This window comes from Fibrella aquatilis (assembly GCF_017353255.1).
In the GTDB taxonomy this organism is placed as follows: domain Bacteria; phylum Bacteroidota; class Bacteroidia; order Cytophagales; family Spirosomataceae; genus Fibrella; species Fibrella aquatilis.
Genome location: NZ_JAFMYU010000025.1, coordinates 21,689 through 43,675 on the forward strand (window position 1 = coordinate 21,689; position 21,987 = coordinate 43,675).

The 21,987-nt window shown below is 54.9% G+C and carries 18 protein-coding genes; 6 read left to right on the forward strand and 12 right to left on the reverse strand.

Features of this window, described 5'->3' with window-relative positions; translation table 11 throughout:
• Positions 1-48 precede the first annotated feature (48 nt).
• The 5 genes from J2I48_RS23510 to aat form a co-directional block, all read right to left on the reverse strand.
• Positions 49-1,944 (reverse strand): RagB/SusD family nutrient uptake outer membrane protein, encoded by a 1,896-nt coding sequence (locus tag J2I48_RS23510; protein ID WP_207337961.1) that lies wholly within the window; start codon positions 1,942-1,944, stop codon positions 49-51.
• Positions 1,945-1,958: 14 nt separating this feature from the next.
• Positions 1,959-5,228: a SusC/RagA family TonB-linked outer membrane protein gene (locus J2I48_RS23515; protein ID WP_207337962.1), complete on the reverse strand. Its 3,270-nt coding sequence runs from the start codon at positions 5,226-5,228 to the stop codon at positions 1,959-1,961.
• Between the two features lie 218 nt (positions 5,229-5,446).
• Complete coding sequence (locus J2I48_RS23520) at positions 5,447-6,694, reverse strand: glutamate-5-semialdehyde dehydrogenase (protein ID WP_207337963.1); 1,248 nt, start codon at positions 6,692-6,694, stop codon at positions 5,447-5,449.
• A 2-nt stretch (positions 6,695-6,696) separates the two neighbouring features.
• Positions 6,697-7,731: a glutamate 5-kinase gene (gene proB, locus J2I48_RS23525; RefSeq protein WP_207337964.1), complete on the reverse strand. Its 1,035-nt coding sequence runs from the start codon at positions 7,729-7,731 to the stop codon at positions 6,697-6,699.
• A 94-nt stretch (positions 7,732-7,825) separates the two neighbouring features.
• A complete protein-coding gene (aat, locus tag J2I48_RS23530) occupies positions 7,826-8,455 on the reverse strand; it encodes a leucyl/phenylalanyl-tRNA--protein transferase (protein ID WP_207337965.1) in 630 nt (209 codons plus the stop codon).
• A gap of 472 nt (positions 8,456-8,927) precedes the next feature.
• Between aat and J2I48_RS23535 the strand changes: the two genes are divergently transcribed.
• Positions 8,928-9,632 (forward strand): GNAT family N-acetyltransferase, encoded by a 705-nt coding sequence (locus tag J2I48_RS23535; RefSeq protein WP_207337966.1) that lies wholly within the window; start codon positions 8,928-8,930, stop codon positions 9,630-9,632.
• A gap of 54 nt (positions 9,633-9,686) precedes the next feature.
• Here J2I48_RS23535 and J2I48_RS23540 read toward each other — a convergent pair whose 3' ends face one another.
• Positions 9,687-10,613: a DUF389 domain-containing protein gene (locus J2I48_RS23540; RefSeq protein WP_207337967.1), complete on the reverse strand. Its 927-nt coding sequence runs from the start codon at positions 10,611-10,613 to the stop codon at positions 9,687-9,689.
• Between the two features lie 182 nt (positions 10,614-10,795).
• Between J2I48_RS23540 and J2I48_RS23545 the strand changes: the two genes are divergently transcribed.
• The 3 genes from J2I48_RS23545 to argC all read left to right on the forward strand — a co-directional run bounded on the left by J2I48_RS23545 (position 10,796) and on the right by argC (position 14,336).
• Positions 10,796-12,025 (forward strand): argininosuccinate synthase, encoded by a 1,230-nt coding sequence (locus J2I48_RS23545; RefSeq protein ID WP_207337968.1) that lies wholly within the window; start codon positions 10,796-10,798, stop codon positions 12,023-12,025.
• A gap of 80 nt (positions 12,026-12,105) precedes the next feature.
• A complete protein-coding gene (locus tag J2I48_RS23550) occupies positions 12,106-13,365 on the forward strand; it encodes a glycosyltransferase family 4 protein (RefSeq protein WP_229376723.1) in 1,260 nt (419 codons plus the stop codon).
• Positions 13,362-14,336, forward strand: a complete 975-nt coding sequence (gene argC / locus J2I48_RS23555; RefSeq protein ID WP_207337970.1) for an N-acetyl-gamma-glutamyl-phosphate reductase — start codon at positions 13,362-13,364, stop codon at positions 14,334-14,336. Before J2I48_RS23550 ends, argC begins: the two co-directional genes overlap by 4 nt.
• A 101-nt stretch (positions 14,337-14,437) precedes the next feature.
• Here the strand turns inward: argC and J2I48_RS23560 are convergent, their stop codons facing one another.
• The 5 genes from J2I48_RS23560 to galE form a co-directional block, all read right to left on the reverse strand.
• Positions 14,438-15,124 (reverse strand): hypothetical protein, encoded by a 687-nt coding sequence (locus tag J2I48_RS23560; protein WP_207337971.1) that lies wholly within the window; start codon positions 15,122-15,124, stop codon positions 14,438-14,440.
• 9 nt (positions 15,125-15,133) lie between these two features.
• Positions 15,134-15,535, reverse strand: coding sequence for a hypothetical protein (locus tag J2I48_RS23565; RefSeq protein ID WP_207337972.1), 402 nt, complete (start codon positions 15,533-15,535; stop codon positions 15,134-15,136).
• 383 nt (positions 15,536-15,918) lie between these two features.
• On the reverse strand, positions 15,919-16,776 hold the full coding sequence (gene rfbA / locus J2I48_RS23570; RefSeq protein ID WP_207337973.1) for a glucose-1-phosphate thymidylyltransferase RfbA: 858 nt from the start codon (positions 16,774-16,776) through the stop codon (positions 15,919-15,921).
• Positions 16,777-16,884: 108 nt separating this feature from the next.
• Entirely contained in the window at positions 16,885-17,946 is a 1,062-nt protein-coding gene (rfbB, locus tag J2I48_RS23575) for a dTDP-glucose 4,6-dehydratase (protein WP_207337974.1), read from the reverse strand.
• 79 nt (positions 17,947-18,025) lie between these two features.
• Positions 18,026-19,075 (reverse strand): UDP-glucose 4-epimerase GalE, encoded by a 1,050-nt coding sequence (gene galE, locus J2I48_RS23580; protein ID WP_207337975.1) that lies wholly within the window; start codon positions 19,073-19,075, stop codon positions 18,026-18,028.
• Between the two features lie 130 nt (positions 19,076-19,205).
• On the opposite strand from galE, the gene J2I48_RS23585 reads away from it, so the two are divergent.
• Positions 19,206-20,081: a transglutaminase-like domain-containing protein gene (locus J2I48_RS23585; RefSeq protein ID WP_207337976.1), complete on the forward strand. Its 876-nt coding sequence runs from the start codon at positions 19,206-19,208 to the stop codon at positions 20,079-20,081.
• Positions 20,082-20,157: 76 nt separating this feature from the next.
• Positions 20,158-20,730 (forward strand): Uma2 family endonuclease, encoded by a 573-nt coding sequence (locus tag J2I48_RS23590; RefSeq protein WP_207337977.1) that lies wholly within the window; start codon positions 20,158-20,160, stop codon positions 20,728-20,730.
• Between the two features lie 66 nt (positions 20,731-20,796).
• Here the strand turns inward: J2I48_RS23590 and dprA are convergent, their stop codons facing one another.
• A complete protein-coding gene (dprA, locus tag J2I48_RS23595; RefSeq protein ID WP_207337978.1) occupies positions 20,797-21,915 on the reverse strand; it encodes a DNA-processing protein DprA in 1,119 nt (372 codons plus the stop codon).
• Positions 21,916-21,987 lie beyond the last annotated feature (72 nt).

Below are 21,987 nucleotides of genomic sequence, written 5' to 3' on the forward strand. Positions count from 1 at the left end.
TTGGCTGACGCAAGCGTACTCCATCTAAACTGAAAACTCTAAACTACCTTAATATCCTGGATTCTGGGTCAGTTTCGCGTTGCGGTTCATTTCGTTGCGGCTTACAGGCCGATAATACATCTTATCGACCCATTTCCGCGTTTCATTCTGCGTATTGTCGACCACAGTATACGTGTAGTCGTACTTCGTCCGGTCGAACTTATATGGGCTATTGGCCACCGCACCAGCTTTCAACTTAGCCCGTGTATTGATCGACTTGATGCCCCGGCCTACGGTGGTAGGGGCAATGAGCCAGCGGCGGGCATCGTGGTAGCGGTGCTCTTCATAGACAAGTTCAATACGCCGTTCGTTGCGGTAGCGAGCCAGCAGGGCAGCTCCCGACTCGGTGGTGGCGGGCATCCCTGCCCGGAACCGGATGCGGTTGAGCCACGTCCGGGCTTCGGCTTCGTTGCCCGTTGCCAGCGCCGCCTCTACGTAGTTCAGCACCAGTTCTGTGTATCGGATAAACGGCCAGGGAATAACCTGCGTGTTCGACTGGTTGTCGGGCAGGGCTGGATTCAGGTCGATAAACTTCCGGGTGTAATAGGCCGTGCGGGTGCCATTCCAGTTTTCGACGGCCGATTCGCGGGTGTCGATGCCGTTCACCGTACCGCCTTTACCATCGTCGTAGTAACCCGTCTGCACCTGATTCGCCGGGTCGAGACCCGCTACGTCTGAGGGGCGCGGTTTCCAGTCGGCTCCGTCGTACAGAATGGTGGCGTAGAAACGTGGGTCGCGGTTCGTGAAGGGCGCGGCTTTCTGTGTTGCGTTGTTCCAGTCGAACTTTGTACCGTCCATCATCTCGTAGTCGTCTACGAGTTGCTGAACGGGTGTGTTGCCAGCCCAGTTGTGATAGCCGTTCGGGCCGTTGTTGATGCCGTAGTTCAGCCCGCCCAGCGGCCAGTTGCTTTCTGCCGTCCAGAGAGCCGACAACGTGCGGAAGAAAATCAGTTCCGACGCTGCCGAGGCATCTGCTGCGCCGCTCTGCCCACCCATCGCAATAGCAACGTAGTTGTTGCGCCCGTCTAAAGCCGTTGCTGGTGCCGTGAGGCCCAGTTTGTACCCCCGGCCGGTGCCCGCGTCGAGGGCTGCCTTGCAAGCCGTAAGGGCTGCCTGATAGCGTGAAGCCTGATCACCCGACGTATAGACAAACAACTCGGCGTTCGTGGCCGACGCAAGGGCCGGTATCGCTGCTTTGGCCTTCGCGGCATCGTGCAGGTCGCTGGCGGCATAGAGCAGCACACGGGCCTTCAGCGACAGGGCAGCGAGCTTCGTAGCGCGGCCCGCCTCCGGGCTCTTGCCGTCGAGCAGCTTGGCGGCATTGTCGAGGTCGGCGACAATGAATTTCACGCATTCGTCATACGTATTTCGGGCCACCGCATAGTCTTCGTTGAGGCCGTAGGGCTTGCTAATGAGCGGAACACCACCGTAGAAGCGCAGCAACTGCTGGTAGAAATAGGCGCGCATGAAGTAGGCTTCGCCCATCAGTTGGTCGCGCAGGCCCTTATCGGCAAACGACGAGTTGGGGAGTTTATCGAGAGCTACGTTGGCCTGCCGGATGGCGAGGTACATATTCCCCCACTCATAGGTCGCGCTTGTCCAGGCAAGGTTGCCGGGCGTTTCGGTGCCTTCGGTGAAGGTATTGATGTTGCGGCCTGCGTGCGTAAACATCGCCTCGTCGGTGTAGGCTGCGAGAGCTTGTTCTTCGTAGCCACCATAGCCTAGAAACGAATAGATATTGAAGACAAACGCTTGTGCGAGGGCACCGTCGCCCCAAGCTGCATCGCTCGAAATCTTGTCTAAGGGTTGCGTATTCAAAAAATTCTGATTGCAGGATACCACCACTGCCACCAGCGCACAGGTCGAAATAATGAGGACCCGCGTTGAATTGATTATTCTTTTCATAGTCTGAGAATGATTTAGAAACTGACCGAAACACCAGTGTTCAGAATGCGTTGCTGCGGGTAAATCTGTCCGCTACCAACATTGTTTTCGGGGTCATAGATGTCCTGCGCCGCAAACGTCAGCACGTTTTGCCCGCTCACGAACACCCGCAAGTTGCTTAGCCCAACGCGGCTGATCAGCGTATTTGGTAGCGTGTAGCCCAGCGAAATATTTTTCAACCGAACGTAGTCTTTGCTGAACATGAAATTGGTATTCGTACCAAAATTGCCACCCGTATAGTAGGTATCGCCCCGGCTGGCTAAACGTGGGTACTTATCGCTCGGCTTATCGATACTCCAGCGATTGTCGTAGCTGTATTTCAGGTAGTTACCAATATCGCCCGACTCGGTCTGGATAAATAAGATAGCCCCCGTTGCACCCTGAAACAGGATGTTCAGGTCGAAGTTTTTGTAGCGGAAATCGAAGTTAGCCCCGAAGTTGAATGTCGGCGTGCTGTTCTTGTCGCTTCGCACGGCATCGTCGGCGGTGATTTTACCGTCGCCGTTCGTGTCTTTAATCCGCAGGTCGCCGGGCAACAATTTACCCGTTACGCCACTGTAATCGAGTTTGTTGGCATCGATGGCCGCCTGATCGCGGAAAGCCCCATCGGCCTGAAATACGAGCGGAGCCAGAATAGGCTTGCCTTCCTGCCGCTGGTAGTCGGGTGCGCCGGGAACTTCGTCCATGAAGACGACCTTGTTTTTGGCGTAGCCACCGTTGACACCCATCCGCATCGAAAGGCCACTGGTTGTCTTATGGTTGTAGTTCAGACTAAACTCGAAGCCCCGGTTGTCAACCCGGCCCGCGTTGACGGGCGGTAACAACGATGTAATTCCTGACGAAGCAGGCGTTGACCCTGTTTTCTGGATCAGAATCTGGTCGCGCTTGTTGTAGAAAAACTCCAGTGTGAGGTCGAACATATTGTTCAACAGCGTCGCGTCGAGACCGATGTTATAGTTGTTGGCCCGTTCCCAGGTGAAGTTGGGGTTTGCCAAAATCGTTTCGCGTAGTGTTGTTGCCAACTGTCCATTGATGGGGTACTGCCCGAAGCCGTAGGTCGAGAGGTACGCATATTCCTGTAGTTCACCCGCGTCAATCACGCCATTGTTATTGCGGTCAAACGCTACCTGGTCGTTCCCCATCTGCCCGTAGCTGGCGCGCAGTTTCAGGTAGTCGATGGCTGGTACCTTGAAGAACGGCTCCTGACTGATGTTCCAGCCCACCGATACACCAGGGAAGAACCCAAACCGCTGTGACTCAGGGAAGATGTACGAGCCATCGTAGCGGAACAGGAACTCAGCGAGGTACTTCTCTTTATAAGCATACTGCGCCCGCCCGTAATAACCCAGCCGCGCCCGGTTGTAGGCACTACCGCCCGTGTTTTGCTGGAGTGTACCGCCCGCAAACAATTGGTCGATAGCGGGCGAGATGTAATTACGCCGGTAGGCTAAGAAATTAGAACCGTTGAAGTTTTCTTTCGTAACCCCGGCCAGCAGGTTGATTTTCTGGCCCTCGCCGAAGTTCAGGTCGTAGGTCAGCAGGCCCGTCAGGTTGGTGTTGAGCACGTCGCTATATTCCTGTTGCAGACGGGGGTCGGTGAAGTTCGACCGGGTGGCACCCACGAGTTTTGGCGTGACGCCATCCGTTTCAAACGTTTTCTTATCCCAGTAATACAGCTTCCAGGGTGTTTGCCAGGTCTTATACACCTGATTATTCTTATCGACGGCTGCCGAGAGCGTCAATTTCAGCCCTTTAACCCAGGGGTTCGTGATGTCGAGGGCGGCGTTGGTCTGGAGGTAGTCGGTTGGGTTATCAACATATCCTGTGGCGTTGGTCGTAATCACGTAGGGATTTTGACCGTTCTCAATGTCGGGGCCGGGCAGGCCGTTGGGCCACACTTCGGGTTCGCCGGGGCGGCCTCGCATCAGCATCCTGAAAATGGACCCAGAGCCTTCCGTCGGGAGGCGGCGTTGTTCGCGGCGGGCCATCACACCAATATTGGCCGAGATATACTGGTTTATTTTGGCGTCCACGTTCACCCGAAGGTTATACTGGCTATAGTTGGTTGCCGAGTTTTTATACACAGCATCCTGATATATATAGCCCAATGATGCGGCGTATCGTATAGTTTCGGACCCGCCCGAAATGCTCAGGTTGTGCCGCGTTTGGGGTGCCCATGTCTTGAACGCATCGCCAAACCAGTCGGTATTAGGATACCGCCAGGGGTCCGAGCCGTCGGCAAATTTCTTCACGGCTTCGGGGCTGAAGTTGGCACTCAGTGGCGTAATACCCGCCGTAGGTGAGGTGTACGTACCCGTCGATTTGATGGCGCTCAGCGCAGCAGTCCATTCGCCCGGAGGAATAGACTTGTAGATTGGCAACTCGTTCATGATGTTGGCATACTCGAATGAGTTTGCCATCTTCGGAATCACCGTTGGCTGGGTAAAGCCCTGGTTGAAGTCGTAGCTAATAGTCGGTTTACCCGATTTGCCGCGCTTGGTCGTCACCAGGATTACGCCATTGGCAGCGCGGGCACCGTAAATAGCTGCCGAGGCATCTTTCAGCACCGAAATCGACGCGATATCGAACTGCGACAGACGGCTAAGCCCACCGTCGCGGTCAGGGATACCGTCGATAACCACAAGCGGGCTGCTGTTGCCGAGGGTATTGGTACCTCGGATGTTGATAGCGGCGGCGTCCCGACCAGGTTCACCGCTTGTCTGTACTACCACCAGGCCTGGCAAGCGCCCGGCCAGTGCGCTACCCAGTTCGGCTACAGGTGCCTGAACCAACCGGTCGCCCTGCACGGCCACCACAGCCCCCGTTACAGTCGCCTTTTTCTGCGTCCCGTAGGCCACAACCACCACCTCATCAAGGGTGGCCGTACCAGGCTCCAAAGACACGTTAAGGTTTGTCTCGGCCCCCACCGTTATTTCCCGCGCCTTGTAACCAACAAATGAGAACACCAGCACCGATTTGTTGCTTCTCACATTGATCGTGAACTGCCCATCGACGTTAGTGTTGGCTCCGTTGGTAGTACCCTTCTCTACTACACTAACGCCTGGCAACGTGGCCCCGGCTTCGTCTGTCACTTTACCCTTGATCGTTATATCAACGGGCCTGGCTGCTAAAGATGTCGTGAACGAGATAACGACAAGCAAGAGCGCCAGCCAATGGGAAAGGTACCGTCCCCTTCTGGATACAGGCACCCCACAACAAGTGGTCACTTGAGGTAGAATTTTCATAGAGAGATTACGTTAGGAGTTAAGTAGAAATAGCAACTCAGAACAAGCTGTTGCCTAAAACTACTAAGGAAAGTACTCCCACATATTACTCTGCGTATAAAATTATATTGGAATAGTTCTATCGGTACCGGTGCAGAGTTTATATTCCCCTTCAGTCGCTAATTATATACGTAGAAAGCTGCTTTACTGGAAAATGAATTGCCGTGGAGATAGTGACCTCAACGAACCTGCCCGTTACCTGCTACTACCCATTTCTCTGTCACGAGTTTTTCCAGCGCAAACGGGCCGCGGGCGTGAAGCTTTTGAGTGGAAATACCAATTTCAGCTCCCAGCCCGAAGCAACCGCCATCCGTAAATCGGGTAGAGGCGTTGGCATAGACGGCGGCGGCATCCACTTCGCTCAGAAACTGCTCGATCAGCGCCGGATTTGTGGAGACAATAGCTTCAGAATGCCGGGATGAATAGGCCTGTACGTGCGACAGTGCCTCATCGAAGGTATTGACTACCCTGATGGCACATTTATAATCAAGAAACTCGCGGCCAAAATCGGCGGGTTTGGCGGGGTATAGGTTGGGATAGCCAGCCTGTTGCAGGATGTCGAAGGCCACTTCATCGGCAAAGACGTCGACGTTATACTGCCCAAAATCGGGCATTAGTTTGGGCAGAAAATGGGCGGCTACGGCGGCATCCACCAGCACACAATCGAGTGAGTTACAGACCGAAGGCCGCGATACCTTGGCGTTGATCACAATGCGGGCAGCCATGTTCAGATCGGCCGAGGTTTCTACATATGTGTGGCAAACACCCGCGCCGGTCTCAATGGTTGGAATGAGCGAATGAGTGCGCACGTATTGAATCAGCGACTCCGAGCCGCGGGGAATCAGGATGTCTACGTAGCGGGTGGCGGTGAGCAGTTCGTTCACCACGGCGCGGTCGGGTGGCAATAGCAACACCGCCTCCTGAGGTACGCCAAATTCGGCCAGTACCTGCCCAATCAGGCCTACCAGTGCCCTGTTTGAGTGGTCAGCCTCTTTGCCACCCTTCAGCACGCACGCATTGCCCGACCGCAGACAGAGCGCCGCCACGTCGATAGTTACGTTGGGCCGCGACTCGTAGATCACCCCCACTACACCCAGCGGCACGGCGAGTTTTTTCAGGGTCAGGCCCGGCTCAATCTCCCGCTGCAACAGCAATACCCCCGCCGGGTCGGGCAGCACGGCCACCTGCCGCAAACTCGCGGCCAGATCGGTCACGCGGGTGGGCGTTAGGCGCAACCGATCCTTTTTAGGGTCGGCTGCGGGCATCTGATCTAAGTCCAACTGATTGGCAGCCAGTACCGTTTCAACTTCAGCCAACAGCAAATCGGCCAGGCGATTCAGGAGAGCCGTTTTCTCGTCGCTGCTCAGTCGGCGAACGGCGGCGGCGGCTTGTTTGGTGGCTTGCAGGAGGGGCGTAATGGGCGTCATGCTCACAAAAGTACGATATCGTTGGCGTTGGCGACCTCCACGTTTTGGCGGCTGCTAAGTGCACTCAGGTCAAACGACGACAGTTTGGCCCGCGCTACGGCCACGGCCACATCGGCCTCATCGACAATCTCGAAGACCTCGCCTGCGGAAAATTCGCCCAGCACCTCGCTGACACCCACTGCCAGCAGGCTACTGCGTCGTTGCAGGGCCGCCGCCGCACCTGCATCAACCCGCACGCGCCCTACCACCAGGCTGCCACTACCCAGCCACCGGCTCCGCGCCGACATCGTAATGGGCTGCGGTTCGATCTGCGTACCCAACTCACCGTCAAGGGCTTTACGGATACTGTCGGGTTCGGCCAGGCCAAAAATAACCACCCGGATACCCATGCGCGTGGCCAGTTTGGCAAAGGTCAGCTTCGAAGCCATCCCGCCCAGCCCCATCGATGATTTGTCGGTACGGACCACGGCAAAAACAGCTTCTGTCAGGCGGGGAACGTAGCGAATCAAGTTACCGTCGGGGTCCAGCAACCCACCCACCGACGTGCAGAGCATAAGCACCTCTGCCCCAAACCCCACGGCTAGCAGGGTGGCTAGTTCGTCGTTATCCGAAAACTTCAGTTCGCGGTTGCTGACCACGTCGTTTTCATTCACGATAGGGATGATACCGTTGGCCCACAGCTCTTCGTAAGTGTCCTTGAGTTGCAGAAACTGATCGCGGTTGGCGAAGTGGTGGCGTTCGCACAGGCTCTGCGCAATGGTGACGCCGTAGACCCCAAAAAACCGGCTATACACGTTGAGCAGCAACAAGTTACCCACCGCCGCCGCCGCCTTCCGCTGACTAATCTCGCCCCGGTAATCGCGAATGGTACCCCGCCCCGCTCCCACCGCCCCCGACGACACCAGCACTACGTCATACCGGTCGCGCAGGGCCGCCACCTGCCGGGCAATATCGACCAGCGCCGGTTCGTGGAGTTCACCCGTGGGTTTGGTAATAGACGCAGTACCGAATTTCAGAACAAGAACAGGGCGGGGCATTTGGTGAAAGAGTGAATGGTGAAAGAGCGTACTGCAAAGGTAAAGCTACCTTCCTAAGCAGCGCCAATTCGCTCTTTCACCATTCGCTCTTTCACTAATCCCCCGCGTGGCTTCTAAACAAATGTTCGACGGCGGGTTCAGAGAAGCGGGCTTTTTGTTTGAGTGCCCGTTTGAGCTGGTCGGCGTAGTCGCGCTTGCTGATTTCGATGGCCCCGAAACGCTTCACGTTGTCGTTGATAAACTGGGTGTCGAGCAGGGAAAACTGTTGTTCGCGCAGAATCAGGATGAGGTGATGAAACGCCACTTTCGACGCATTGGGTACGTGGTGAAACATCGATTCCCCAAAAAAAGCGCCGCCAATAGCTACGCCATACAGCCCACCCACCAGCCGGTCGTTTATATACGTCTCTACGCTGTGGGCCAGGCCCATTTGGTGGAGGTCAGTGTAGGCCTCAATAATTTCGGCGGAGATCCAGGTGCTGTCGTCAATAGACCGGGGGGTAGCGCAGTAACGCATCACCTGTTCAAAGTTGGCGTTGATCCGGATATCGAACTGCTGCTTGTTGAGCGTTGGCCGGAGCGACTTTGACGGTTTATATCCCCCAATTGGGATAACGGCGCGGGGGTCTGGCGAGTACCAGTAGAGCGTACCGTCGGCATCGGCCATCGGGAAGATGCCGTTGATGTAGCCATAGATAAGATCGTCGGCAGTCAGCTTATTCATGATTATCCGAAAGGGATGCGTTGTATCACAAATATATAGAAAACAAGGGCCTGAGGCGCAAGTGCCTGTTAACGAATTGATAAGCCTGTGAGCCACGTTGATGTATGGGTGAGCGGCCACGGCTGTTTGCCACTTATTCTACCTGACAAACAGGCTTTTCCGTTGGCCACAGCCTCAACGTTGCTGAACGATTACAATTATAATCTGTTTATTCATTGCACAGACCGGGCAATTTGTCGAATATTGCCCGCGTTAATTTCAGCATATGAACCAGTTCGTCTACATACAGGCAATGTGCCACACGACGCCCTTCCGGTTCAGGTCCGTGAGGACCCTATAACGCTGTCCTGCCCTCGTAGCAGGCCCTTCTCGACACCCCCTTTCTTTCTAGCTCATCTTTTTTTTCACCGGATAAAAAACGTCTCCGTTTGAGGCCGCCGCCGACCCGTTGTCGGGCGTTCAATAAATGACGATGATCACGCACGAAATAGTTAACGACGAGTACATTGTTCAGGTGGCCGGCCAGGATCACATTGGCCTGGCCGATACGATCTGCCAGCAAATGGCCGAAAGCGCCAAAGCCCGCGGCACCGGCATTGCCAAGCGATCGCCGCTGTACCTGATCGAAAAAATGCTGGAAGGCAAAGCCATCATTGCCCAGACCTTGTCAGGCAAATGGGTTGGTTTTTGCTACATCGAAACCTGGAGCCACGGTAGGTTTGTGGCCAACTCCGGGCTGATCGTTCACCCTGATTATCGCCAGAGTGGTATTGCCACGCGCATCAAGGCCAAGGCCTTCGAATTGTCACGCACAAAATACCCCGACGCCAAAATCATTGGCCTCACTACTAGCCTCGCCGTGATGAAAATTAACAGCGACCTGGGGTATCAGCCCGTGACCCTCAATCAGTTACCCGGCGACGAGGCTTTTTGGAAGGGTTGCCAGACGTGCGTGAACTACGATATCCTGACCCGCACCGAGCGCAAACACTGCCTCTGCACGGGTATGCTCTACGACCCCGACGAGCAGAAAAAGCCGGAGAAACAGCCGCACTGGAATTTCCTTAAAGAATCGAAATTGTACGAACGCTGGCAGCGTCTTAAAGAGCGCGTCCTGCTCCGCTTTACCGACCGCCCCATTCCTAAAAAGCGCAACCGCGAACTGGAAACGGCTTAGGGAGCGTGGGGCTACACTAATTTGACAGCAAAAGGCCTTCGGGCCTTTTTTGCGTTAGACAATAGGCTTCCGGTTGTGTACCAACACCTGTTTCAGCCCAAAAACCAGGTAGCACCCTACCACGATGAACAGGGCATCCAGGCCAAATCGTTCGAGGCCCTGCACGGCGTAGTGCCATTGGCCCGCTACCAAACTGACCCCAACCATGGCTGCCGCATGAATGAAAGCCATCGCCATAAGTGCGCCCGCAATGAAACTGTCGCGGTAGGAAGCCACGATGATGCCGCCCGCAATAGCACCACCAATCGACATCAGGTATTGCTTCATGTCGGGGTCAGACAAGCTCTTTACTTCTGGGTTGTTGATGAAATCAGCTACCGTGGTAGCACCCGTCAGGCGCATAAGCCAAAACGATAGCCCCGCACACAGAATGAGTACGCCGTATCCAATAAGCGTATTCCGCAAGCCCATTAAGATTAGCTGTTTCCGACGATTGAGCACCCCCAGGGCCACTTTGGCCAGCGGGTCGAAACCGGGGGCAAGCACCGCCGCCGCCACAATACTTACGGCCTGCGGGGCGGGGTCAGACACCAGCCCTACCGCCGCCACTACGCCACCAATGCCCATCAGCGCCACATAGTTTGGGGTTAAGCGCCCGTTGTGCCGCAGGCCTGTCTCGATTTCTTCCCAAACGGCCTCGTCATAATCTTTTTCAATCAGCGCGTGATTTTCCAGGTCAATCAGGCTGGCAAGTTCAGCGGTGGCAACGGAGAAAGACTGCTGCTGACACACGTCGGCTACGCAGCGCAGCACCTCGTCGGCACCTCGGTTGAGCACTTGTATCGTGAGCACGTCGCCGGGGGGTTTAATAGACGAACCCCGTTCTATACTTAAGCCAACCACGTAGGCAAGTGGGCGCAGTTGGTCAAGCAGGCGATCGGTATGGCTACTGGGCAGCGAAACGCTGAACGTGCGGTGCATGATGGTGTCAGATCATTTTGGTAAGTCAACCCGACCGACGGGGCAATTGTTGGTCGTTGGGGGCTGATTATCCGCCTAAGCGCCCGATATTTGCCCATTCATTCAGACCAACAGGTTGGTCGAAAACATCCGCTGTCATTGGCAGAAAAGCGCATTGGGGAGTAAGATTAATTGTTTTGTAGATGGCTGATAAGCAAAAAGTTGTACTGGCATTTAGTGGGGGTCTCGATACCTCGTTTTGTGTAAAATATCTCACCGAAGATCGGGCCGCGGGCGGTCGGGGTATGGATGTATACTCGGTGCTGGTGGACACGGGCGGCTTTTCGGCCGACGACCTTGCCGCCATCGAAGCACGGGCCTACTCGCTGGGCGTGGTGTCGCACGCGGTAGTGACCAAAACCGACGACTATTACCAGGATTGCCTCAAGTTTTTGGTGTTTGGTAACGTCCTGAAAAATAACACCTACCCCCTTTGTGTATCGGCCGAGCGGATTTTTCAGGCCATTGCCGCCGCCGAATATGCCCGGCAGATTGGGGCGTCGGCCATTGCGCACGGGAGCACCGGCGCGGGCAACGATCAGGTGCGGTTCGACATGGCCTTCCGGATTATCATGCCCGAAGCCGAGATCATCACCCCCATCCGTGACTTGCGCCTCTCGCGCGATGCCGAAATTGAGTACCTCAAAAGCAAAGGCGTGGATCAGGAGTGGCACAAAGCGGCCTATTCTATCAACAAAGGCCTGTGGGGCACGTCGGTAGGAGGCAAAGAAACGCTTACCTCCAACCAATACCTGCCTGAATCGGCCTGGCCAACGCCGGTGACCAAGTCGGGCGAGGAGACGATCACGCTGACCTTCACCCACGGTGAGCTGAAAGGCATCAGGAGCGAGGCCTATGGCGACGAAAAATTCCCGAATCCGGTGGGAGCTATCCAACGCCTGACCGAGCTGGCGGGTCCGTATGGCATTGGGCGCGATATCCACGTGGGCGACACCATCATTGGCATCAAAGGCCGGGTGGGCTTCGAGGCACCCGCTCCGCTGATTATCATAAAAGCCCACCACACCCTGGAAAAGCACGTATTGACCAAAAGCCAACTGGCTTGGAAAGAGCAGTTGGCCAATTTCTACGGCACCACCCTGCACGAAGGGCAGTTTATGGACCCCATAATGCGCAACATCGAAACGTTCCTGGCCGACACCCAGGGCCACGTAACGGGCAAAGTACACGTGCAGTTGGCGCCGTATCGGTTTATGGTCTTGGGCATCGAATCACCCTATGATCTGATGTCGGCGAAGTTTGGGTCGTATGGCGAAATGAACAACGCCTGGACCGGCGACGACGTGCGCGGCTTCTCGAAGGTAGCCTCTAACCAGGTGATGATCTACGAACGAGTAAAAGCAGATAATTAACAAGATCGCCGGATGTCGGATACTGGATGTCGGAAAGCAGTCCAACGTCCAACATCCAGTATCTACCATCTACCCAAGTTTTGAACGTCATTCTTGATGCCAGTTTGCTGGGCTTAGGCCAGTACCACCCGCAGGCGCGAACGGGCGTTAACCGCGTAGCCGAGCACCTGGTGCGGGGCCTGGCCGACTCGCCCGACGTGACGCTGTCGTTAGCGGCTCCATCGCACTTGAGCGAAACCCTGAGCTGGGCACACGACGTAATGCCCGACTACAGACTGCCGTTTGCCAACAATCCGCTGGAAATGAAAGTGGCCGATGTGGAGAAAAAACTGCTTCAGGGACTCGACAAGAGCAGTATAGGGTCGAAAATACTGCGCTGGTTTTTCTACAAAGGCCGCTGGATGCTCCGGCTCGACACCTCAAAGATTGTACTCGACAGGTACCCGGCGCGGACCATCTACCATTCGCCATTTTTTGCCATTCCCACCAACATCGGGGCCGACCGGCGCATTGAAAAGGTGCTGACCGTGCACGACCTGATTCCCATTCACCACCCCGAATGGTTTTTGTCGGGCGAACAGGCGGTGCGGCAGGCCATCAGCACCCTCTCTGCTGATGCCCACGTGGTGACGGTGTCGGAGGCGACCAAAAACGAGTTTTGCGAATATACCGGTGTTGACCCCGGCCGGGTGGTGCCTATTTGCCTGGCAGCCTCGCGGCAGTTGTTTTACCCCGTCACCGACCCCCGCCGGCTTCAGGAAACTCAGGAACGCTATGGCCTGCACGGCGAACCCTACCTGCTGAGCATTGCCACCCTGGAACCCCGCAAAAACATACGCCACCTAATCCGTTGCTTCGGGCGGCTGGTAGCCGAAAACGCGCTACCAGCCGAACTGAAGCTGGTACTTGTGGGCTTAAAAGGCTGGAAAACAGCTGATTGGCTTAGCGACTTAAAGACAGATCAACAAGTGATGGCGCGCATTATTTTCACCGGCTATATGCCCGACGAAGCTCTCGCCCCGTTGTATTCTGCCGCCACCGCGTTTGTTTTTCCGTCGCTCTACGAGGGCTTTGGCCTACCCCCGCTCGAAGCCATGCAGTGTGGCGTGCCCGTCATCACGTCCAACGTGTCGTCGCTGCCCGAGGTGGTGGGCGATGCCGCCCTGCTTGTTGACCCCACTGATGCCGACGCGCTGTGTCAGGCCATTCTCAGGGTGGTTAAGTCAACCACGTTGCAGAAGCAGTTGAGCGACGATTCGTTGCGGCGGGCGAAGCTGTTTTCGTGGGAAAAGTACACCCGCCAACACATTGATTTATACCGAAAACTGACCAGTCCATGACCATTCACGCAGGTATTATTGGCGGCGCGGGCTATACCGGCGGCGAACTGCTCCGCATTTTACTCAACCACCCGTTTGTGTCTATCGCCTTCATCCACAGCCAAAGTCAGGCCGGTAAACCCGTCTGGGCTACCCACACCGACCTGCTGGGCGACACCGACCTGACGTTTGCGGGCGGGGCCGTACAACCCCTGCTGGACGGTGAGTTGGATGTGCTGTTTTTGTGTTCCGGCCACGGGCAGTCGGCGGCGTTTCTGGCCGAAAACGAGGTGCCCGATGGCGTTACGATTATTGATCTCAGCACCGATTTCCGCGACGAGAGCAACGACTTCGTCTATGGCCTGCCCGAACTACAGCGCGAACGCATTCAGCAGGCCGAGCGTATTGCCAACCCAGGCTGCTTTGCCACCGCCATTCAGCTGGCCCTGCTACCCCTGGCCGATGCCGGGCGGCTGGTTGATGCCGTGCACGTGAGCGCTGTAACGGGCAGCACGGGTGCCGGGCAGGCATTGGTGCCCACCACAGGCTTCACCTGGCGCAACAACAACCTGTCTATCTACAAGGCCTTTACGCATCAGCACCTGGCCGAAATTCGCCAGAGCCTAAGCAGTCTGCAACCCTTCGGCGAGGCCATCAATTTTGTGCCTTACCGGGGCGATTTCACGCGGGGCATTATGGCCAACGTATACACCCCGTTCTCCGGCACGTTCGACGAAGCTAAGCAGCTTTATCGGGACTATTACGCTACCCACCCGTTCACGCACGTGAGCGGTGCGCCGGTTGATCTGAAGCAGGTGGTGAACACCAACAAGTGCCTGCTGAGCCTGGAACACCATGACGGCCAGCTGCTCATCAGCAGCGTTATCGATAACCTCACCAAAGGCGCGTCGGGGCAGGCGGTGCAGAATATGAACCTCGTCTTCGGCCTCCCTGAAGATGCTGGATTGCGTCTGAAAGCAGTAGCGTTTTGAGAGGTGAGAATCAAGAAATGAGAGACAAGAAGTGAGAAACAAGGAACAGGAACTGTGGACGTGCCTCTTATTTCTTGTTTCTCACTTCTTGCTTCTCATTTCTAAATTCTACTAAGCTGATTAGTACGTTCTTCTTTGGCGAAATACATACCAACGGCAGTCAAAATGCATTGTATACAAACAATGAGCTGACTTAGGTTCCAGAATATATCAAAATTTTGATCCGACACTTTCGATGGATCGTACAAGTAATCAATAAATAAGAAAGTCATAAAGGTACCCATAGCATATATTAGCATACCGGCGTTGATCCAGAACATGCTATGATGCAGTATGTTCTTTATCTTATTTTCAGCCAAAATAAGATTATAGTAAAGTAAGGATATGACAATGATAAAAAGGCGCATCACTGATCCACTAAGGCCAGTTTGTTCATAAAAAATGACATATACCAGCAGTGCTATTTCAACTATACCACCAATGAAGTAGGTTATTTTAAGGTAAGATGGTTTGTGTCTGAACAGTAATAGATATGGTATTGAAATCAGTAAAACGTCAATCAGCATGATTACTTTTTGCTCAGCAATATTAGTTCCATTGGCCAGGGCAGCATAAATTAAAACGCTTTCTTCGACAAAACGTACCAAGAAAACAATCAAAAATAATTTAAGCACAGTGGTCAGATACTTCTGCCTGTATATACCAATAAATACAGGCAGAAGCAAAAAAATATTACTGATAAAATCGAACGGATACTTGAGAAAAAAGTGGATTAGCCGCTCTGTCATAATTGTCGGTTAACGTGTTGGACAATGCCGAGGGCATGTATTTCCATCGGCTAATGCATCACCGTCGCCGCCGTCTTTGAGGCCGGTGGGGTCGTCGAAAATATCGGAGCCGTCGGCGCGGACGCCCACGATGACCATGCGCGATTTGAGCTCGCCTTCACCATCGCCAACGGGATTTTCGTCGGCGTCTTCGTGGCGTTTGCCGTAGTAAATTCGAATCCCTACGCAGTCTTTGCGGCCCAAGAGATGATTGATGCGGTTGCTACCGAAAAACTCAGCACGCGTGAACGTGTCAGGTTTGTAGCCTTGCTCTTCTTTGCGTTTTTTGAAGCGCGTAGTGCGGGCACGAGCGTCGTGGCCCGTAATGAAACTACCCACGTCGCCGTGGAATTTGTCTTTTCTGTCGGTCATTGGAAGGTTACATTGTGATTTAGGTGGCAAGCTACCTAAACCGACTCAATCTCAATAATGACCATCCAATGGATTGACTATGCGGTTGATTTATTGCCCGTTAACTAATCGGTTACGTAGAACTACGTGTTCGAGTACGGGTAAACCCGCATTGTTTACAATTGTAGAAAAATGGGTAATAATGCGCTGACGCTGCCCGCCAGGGTCACTTACCTTTGTCTCACAATCAGCGGATAACTGATCCGGCTGCATCCACACCAGCAACAGTTTTTTCTACGCGTACAAGTTTTCTCATCTCATAGGTTAGGTAGCTTATCCCCTGCTAACGTTCTGATTGGCAGGGGATAGTTGTTTCTGGGCTGGAACCTCAGTGGAACAAATGGTTACACAATGCTTAGCAAATACTGCCCATAACCACTCTTCACCAACGGCTTGGCAATGTCGATCAGTTGCTCTTTAGTGATGAATTTCATCCGATAGGCAATCTCTTCGATACACCCGATTTTCAATCCCTGCCGCTCTTCAATAACCTGCACGAACTGCCCCGCCTGCATCAGCGACGCAAACGTGCCAGTATCGAGCCAGGCGGTACCCCGGTCCAGCACGCCTACTTTCAGCTTTCCCCGCTCCAGATACACCCGGTTTACGTCAGTGATTTCATATTCACCACGGGGCGATGGGGCAATATTCCGGGCAATCTCCACCACGTCGTTATCATAGAAGTACAGCCCCGGCACGGCGTAGTGCGACTTGGGCTTCTCTGGCTTTTCTTCTACCGACAACACGTTGAAATCGGCATCGAACTCGACCACGCCGTAGCGTTCGGGGTCCTGCACCTGATAGGCATACACCACGCCACCGTCGGGGTCGTTGTTGGCCTGTAGCAGCTTCGAGAGGCCTGACCCGTAGAAAATATTGTCACCCAGCACCAGGGCCACTTTATCGGTACCAATAAAATCGGCTCCAATCACAAATGCCTGCGCCAGTCCGTTGGGTTCGGGCTGCACGGCGTAAGTAAATGTACACCCAATGCGCGACCCATCGCCGAGGAGCTTCTCGAAATGAGGCAAGTCGTGGGGAGTAGAAATAATGAGGATGTCTTTAATGCCTGCCAGCATCAGAATAGACAGCGGGTAGTAGATCATCGGTTTGTCGTAAACCGGCATTAGCTGCTTCGACACAGCCAGTGTAAGCGGGTGGAGGCGAGTTCCAGAACCGCCGGCGAGTATAATTCCTTTCATGATTGTGAATGAGCGAAAGAGCGAAAGAGCGAAAGAGTGGTTCTTATCTCCCTAGGTGATGACCCGCAGAAGTAATGACCACTCTTTCAGTCTTTCACCCTTTCGCAGTTAACGATTCGCGTACATGCCTTCGTAATACCCCTGATACGCACCACTCGTGACGTTGTGGAGCCAGTCCTGGTTAGCCAGGAACCAGTCGACGGTTTTGGTAAGGCCTTCTTCGAATTGGAGCGAGGGCTGCCAGCCGAGTTCGTTCATGATCTTGTGGGCGTCGATAGCGTAGCGCAGGTCGTGGCCGGCGCGGTCGGTGACGTAGGTGATCAATTGGGCCGACGTGCCTTCGGGGCGACCGAGTTTCTGGTCCATAATCCGGCAAAGCAGTTGGACGAGGTCGATGTTTTTCCACTCGTTGAAACCGCCGATGTTGTAGGTCTCGCCTGGCTTGCCGTTGTGGAAGATAACATCGATGGCGCGGGCGTGATCCACCACATACAGCCAGTCGCGGACGTTCTCGCCTTTGCCGTATACGGGCAGGGGCTTGTTTGTCTGGATGTTGTGAATCATGAGCGGAATCAGCTTCTCAGGGAAGTGATTCGGACCGTAGTTATTCGAGCAGTTGCTCAGTACCACGGGCAGTTTGTACGTATTGCCGTAGGCCCGCACGAAATGATCCGAGGCTGCTTTCGAAGCCGAATACGGCGATTGAGGGTCGTAGGCGGTGGCTTCGGTGAAAAACTCGTTGTCATTGTGCAGCGATCCATACACCTCGTCGGTCGAGACGTGGTAGAACCGCTTTCCATCAAAACCACTGCCAGCCTGCCAGTGAGCTTTGGCGGCGTTGAGCAGGTTAACAGTGCCCACCACGTTGGTCATCACAAACGACATGGGGTCGGTAATGGACCGGTCTACATGCGACTCTGCGGCGAGGTGAATGACACCGTCGGGCTGATATTCGGCGAAAAACTGACTTAGGAAAACCGCGTCGGTGATGTCGCCGCGCACGAAGGTGTAGTTCGGTGCGTTTTCGATGTCGCTCAGGTTGGCGAGGTTACCCGCGTAGGTGAGCGCGTCGAGGTTGACGATGCGGTAGTCGGGGTACTTGTTCACAAACAGCCGCACCACATGCGACCCAATAAACCCGGCCCCGCCGGTAATGGTGATTGTTTTCATAGCTTGCTGTTCAACGTCCAAAGTCTAAGGTTTAACGTTGCTCCGCACCCTACTGTAACGTGCGGAGCAACGTTAAACCTTAGACTTTGGACGTTGAACTGATTTTCTGCTGCCAGCGCCAGGCGTCGGTGAGGGCTTCGGCGAGGGAGCGTTGGGTGGTGAAACCCAGTCCGGTAGTGGCTTTAGTGACGTCGGCGTAAATCTGCTCGACGTCGCCAGCCCGGCGCGGACCGAGGGTATAAGGCAGGTTGATGCCCGTAACGGATTCAAAGGTGTTTATCAGTTCCAGCACCGACGCACCCCGGCCCGTACCGATGTTGAAAATATCGTACAGCGACGTTTCAGCGCTGTTGTTCAGCAGGGTAAGCGCACTTACGTGGGCTTCGGCCAGGTCCATCACGTGAATGTAGTCGCGGATGGCGGTGCCGTCGGGGGTGTTGTAGTCATTGCCGTGGATAGTCAGGTTGGCGCGTTTGCCTGCCGCCACCTGAAGCAGATACGGCACCAAATTGGCCGGTACGCCCCGTGGTAGTTCGCCGATGAGGGCCGATGGGTGCGCGCCGATGGGGTTGAAATACCGCAACGCAATGGCCTTAACGGGCAGTTTAGCCGTTACGCTGTCGCGGATGATATCTTCGCCAATGGCCTTGGTGTTGCCATAGGGCGACTGCGCTGGCAGCCGGGGGGTTTGCTCGGTAACGGGCAGTTTTTCAGGCTGACCATAGACCGTACACGACGACGAAAACACCAGGCTCGGTACGTTATACTGCGGCATCAGTTCCAGCAACAGCAGCAGCGAATCGAGGTTGTTGCGGTAGTACATCAGCGGTTTTTCCACCGATTCGCCTACGGCTTTGGAGGCCGCAAAGTGAATGACACCGGCCACCTGCTGCTGCTCGAACACCTGCGTCATGGCGGCGCGGTCGTTGCAGTCGATCTGGTAGGTGGTCAGTTCACGACCCAAAATGGTTTTCAGTCCGCTGAGTACCGATGGCTCGGAGTTGGAAAAATTATCGACAATAATCGGTTCAAAACCCGCCTCGACCAGGGCTACGGCGGTGTGTGAACCAATGAATCCGGCCCCGCCGGTTACGATAATTTTAGGGGTGGTTGTGGCTTGGGAATCCAAATCGTTTTTTGTAATTTTCTGTTGTTACTTGCAACAGGCAGGCCTCGAAAAGTGGGGCAAAACTAACCAAAACGCAACGATTGGAAAACCTTAATTTCGTGTAAGGCCCTCTCTCCTACGCGCATTGCTAATGAACGATAACGAAATAAAAGCCCTCGTCTCGCTGCTCGACGATGACGATCAGGAAGTAACTCAGCACGTGGAAGGCCGCATTCGCCAGCTTGGGCACTCGGCCATTCCGTTTCTGGAAACCGAGTGGGAAACCAGTTTTAACCCCTTTTTGCAGAAGCGCATTGAGGAACTGATCCACGACCTGCAATATACCACCGTACTGGAACGGCTGCTGACCTGGAAAGAAACCGGCGGCATGGACCTGCTGGAAGGCCTCTGGATCGTGGCCACCTACCAATACCCCGATTTGTCGCTCGACAAACTTCGGCAAACACTGGAGCAGCTTTATTACGATGCCTGGCTGGTGGTGCGCACCGACGTGCATCCGGCCGATCAGGTGAAGGGGCTGAACAACGTGTTTTATAACGAAATGAAGTTTTCGCCCAACACCAAAAACTTCCATTCGCCCGCCAACTCGATGATTAATCAGGTGCTGGAAACGCGGAAGGGCAACACCATTTCGCTCTGCCTGATCTACATGATGATTGCCCAGAAACTGGGCTTACCCATCTACGGCGTCAACCTGCCCAACCTCTTTGTACTGACTTACAAAGCCCCCACGGGTGTGCAGTTTTATATCAACGTATTTAACCGCGGCCTGGTGTTTTCGACCAAAGACATTGATCATTACATTGCCCAGCTGAACCTGAAACCGGCTCCTATCTTCTACCAGCCCTGTTCCAACGTCGATATTATCCGCCGTACGCTGCGCAACCTGATGCTCTCCTTTGACCGCAACGGCGACAAGGTGCGGATGCAGGAAGTAGAACGCATGCTCGACGCCCTCAACGAAGACGCTGACCCCATGCCGTTGTCAGATTACACGCAGCGGTAACCGTAGGGGCGGGCCGGGCCGAATCGGTCGTGCCCGCCCGAGCCGAATTGTTTTTCGCCATCCAAGCCAATCCAGTATGGTAGCCATTCCGAAAAAGAAGTACACGTTTGATGAATACCTGGCGCTGGAACGCGCAGAAGGTATTCGCTATGAGTTTTGGAATGGCGACGTTGTCGCTATGGCCGGAGCCACCAAGAGGCATAACGTGCTGGTGCAAAATGTCACGTTCAGTCTCCGAGCGTTTGCCCGTAGAAGCGGCTGTCAAGCCTTTTCTGAGAACGTACGGATGCGGCTACCAGCGAGCGAAAAGTACGTTTATCCAGACGTGATTTACACCTGCGAGCCGGACGATCTGAAAGACGATCAGGGTATTTATATTACGAGCCCATGCCTCCTAATCGAGGTATTATCGGACTCGACGGGGGCCGATGATGACCACAAAAAACAGTTGCACTATTTTAAAATTCCCACGCTCCAGTATTACCTGTTAGTGCATCAGGATGCCTATAAAGTGGAAGTCTACGAACGCGCTGCCGACTTTTGGGCGTACCGCATTTATGAAGGCATCGACACGCAAATTTCGCTCACCAACATTGACGTAACGCTATCAATGACAGCAGTTTACGAGGATATTGACGTGGAGGGATAGTCGTAAAAAAGTCGTAAGTGGCTTCGCGCTGTAGTGGCTGACGGCTGGCCCGGACGCGGGACTTATTTACACATACACCACCTCATAGCGCTTGCCTGGCAGGGTGCGCACGTAGCCCCGAAACTCGAGGCTGAGGAGTAGCGAGGCGAGTTGCCCCATCGGAATCTGCGACTGCCAGCTTAGCTCATCAACGTGGATGGCGGGGTTCTGGCGCAGCAACGACACCACCTGCGTTTCCTGAGTGGTGAAATCGAGGGGCAGCGGCGTGGAGGCCGACGATTTGGCCGCTACCTGCTGGGCGGGGTCTACGTCCCAGTTCAGAGTTTCGATCAGGTCGGTGGGGCTGGTGTAGATCTGGGCTTTGTTTTCGCGGAGGAGCTTGTTACAGCCCGCCGAGAACTGCTGCGTCACTTGCCCCGGCACCGCAAATACCTCCCTATTATAGTTGTTGGCATATTCGGCGGTGATCAGCGCACCCCCTTTGGCAGCCGCTTCTACTACCACAATGGCATCGGACAAGCCCGCGATGATGCGGTTACGGGCGGGAAAAAAGCGCGGGTCGGGTTTTACGCCGGGCAGGTGTTCGGTTAATAAAGCGCCTAGTTCCTGCATCTCGTGGGCGGTGCGGGCGTGGGTGGCCGGGTAGATAATGTCGATGCCACTGGCCATTACTCCCACCGTAGGCAACCCCACCGCGAGGCTGGCGCGGTGCGCCGCAATGTCGATGCCGTAGGCCAGTCCGCTGATGATGGAGACACCGTAGGGCTGCATGGTCTGCACAATCTCTTCCGTAATGCGCCTGCCATAGTCGGTGGCTTGCCGGGTACCTACCAGGGCCAGGGTGCGCGGTGCGTTCAGGTCGGCGTTGCCCAGTTTGTAGAGCAGCGCCGGGGCATCGTAGAGCGTTTTCAGGCGGGCGGGGTAGTCGGCGTCGGTGTAGAACAGGGCCGACGTGCCCGTTTTTTCCAGCAGCCGAACGGCCTTTTCGGCATCGGGGAGCAGGTTTGGCTGGCGGATGGCGCGGGCCGTGACCTCGCCAATGCCCGGAATTTTCATGAGCCGGGCCGGGGGCATGGCCAGTATAGCCTCGGCTGAGCCACCGTAGCTGATGAGTTGCCGGATGAGTACGCCGCCCACGCCGGGTACCAGCGAGAGCGCAATCTGGTGGATATTATAGGTAGGCACGAGCGGTGTTACGGTGGAAAATCCTGATCTACAATCATATGCATTTCCGCCCTGAATTGCTAAAAGAATTGG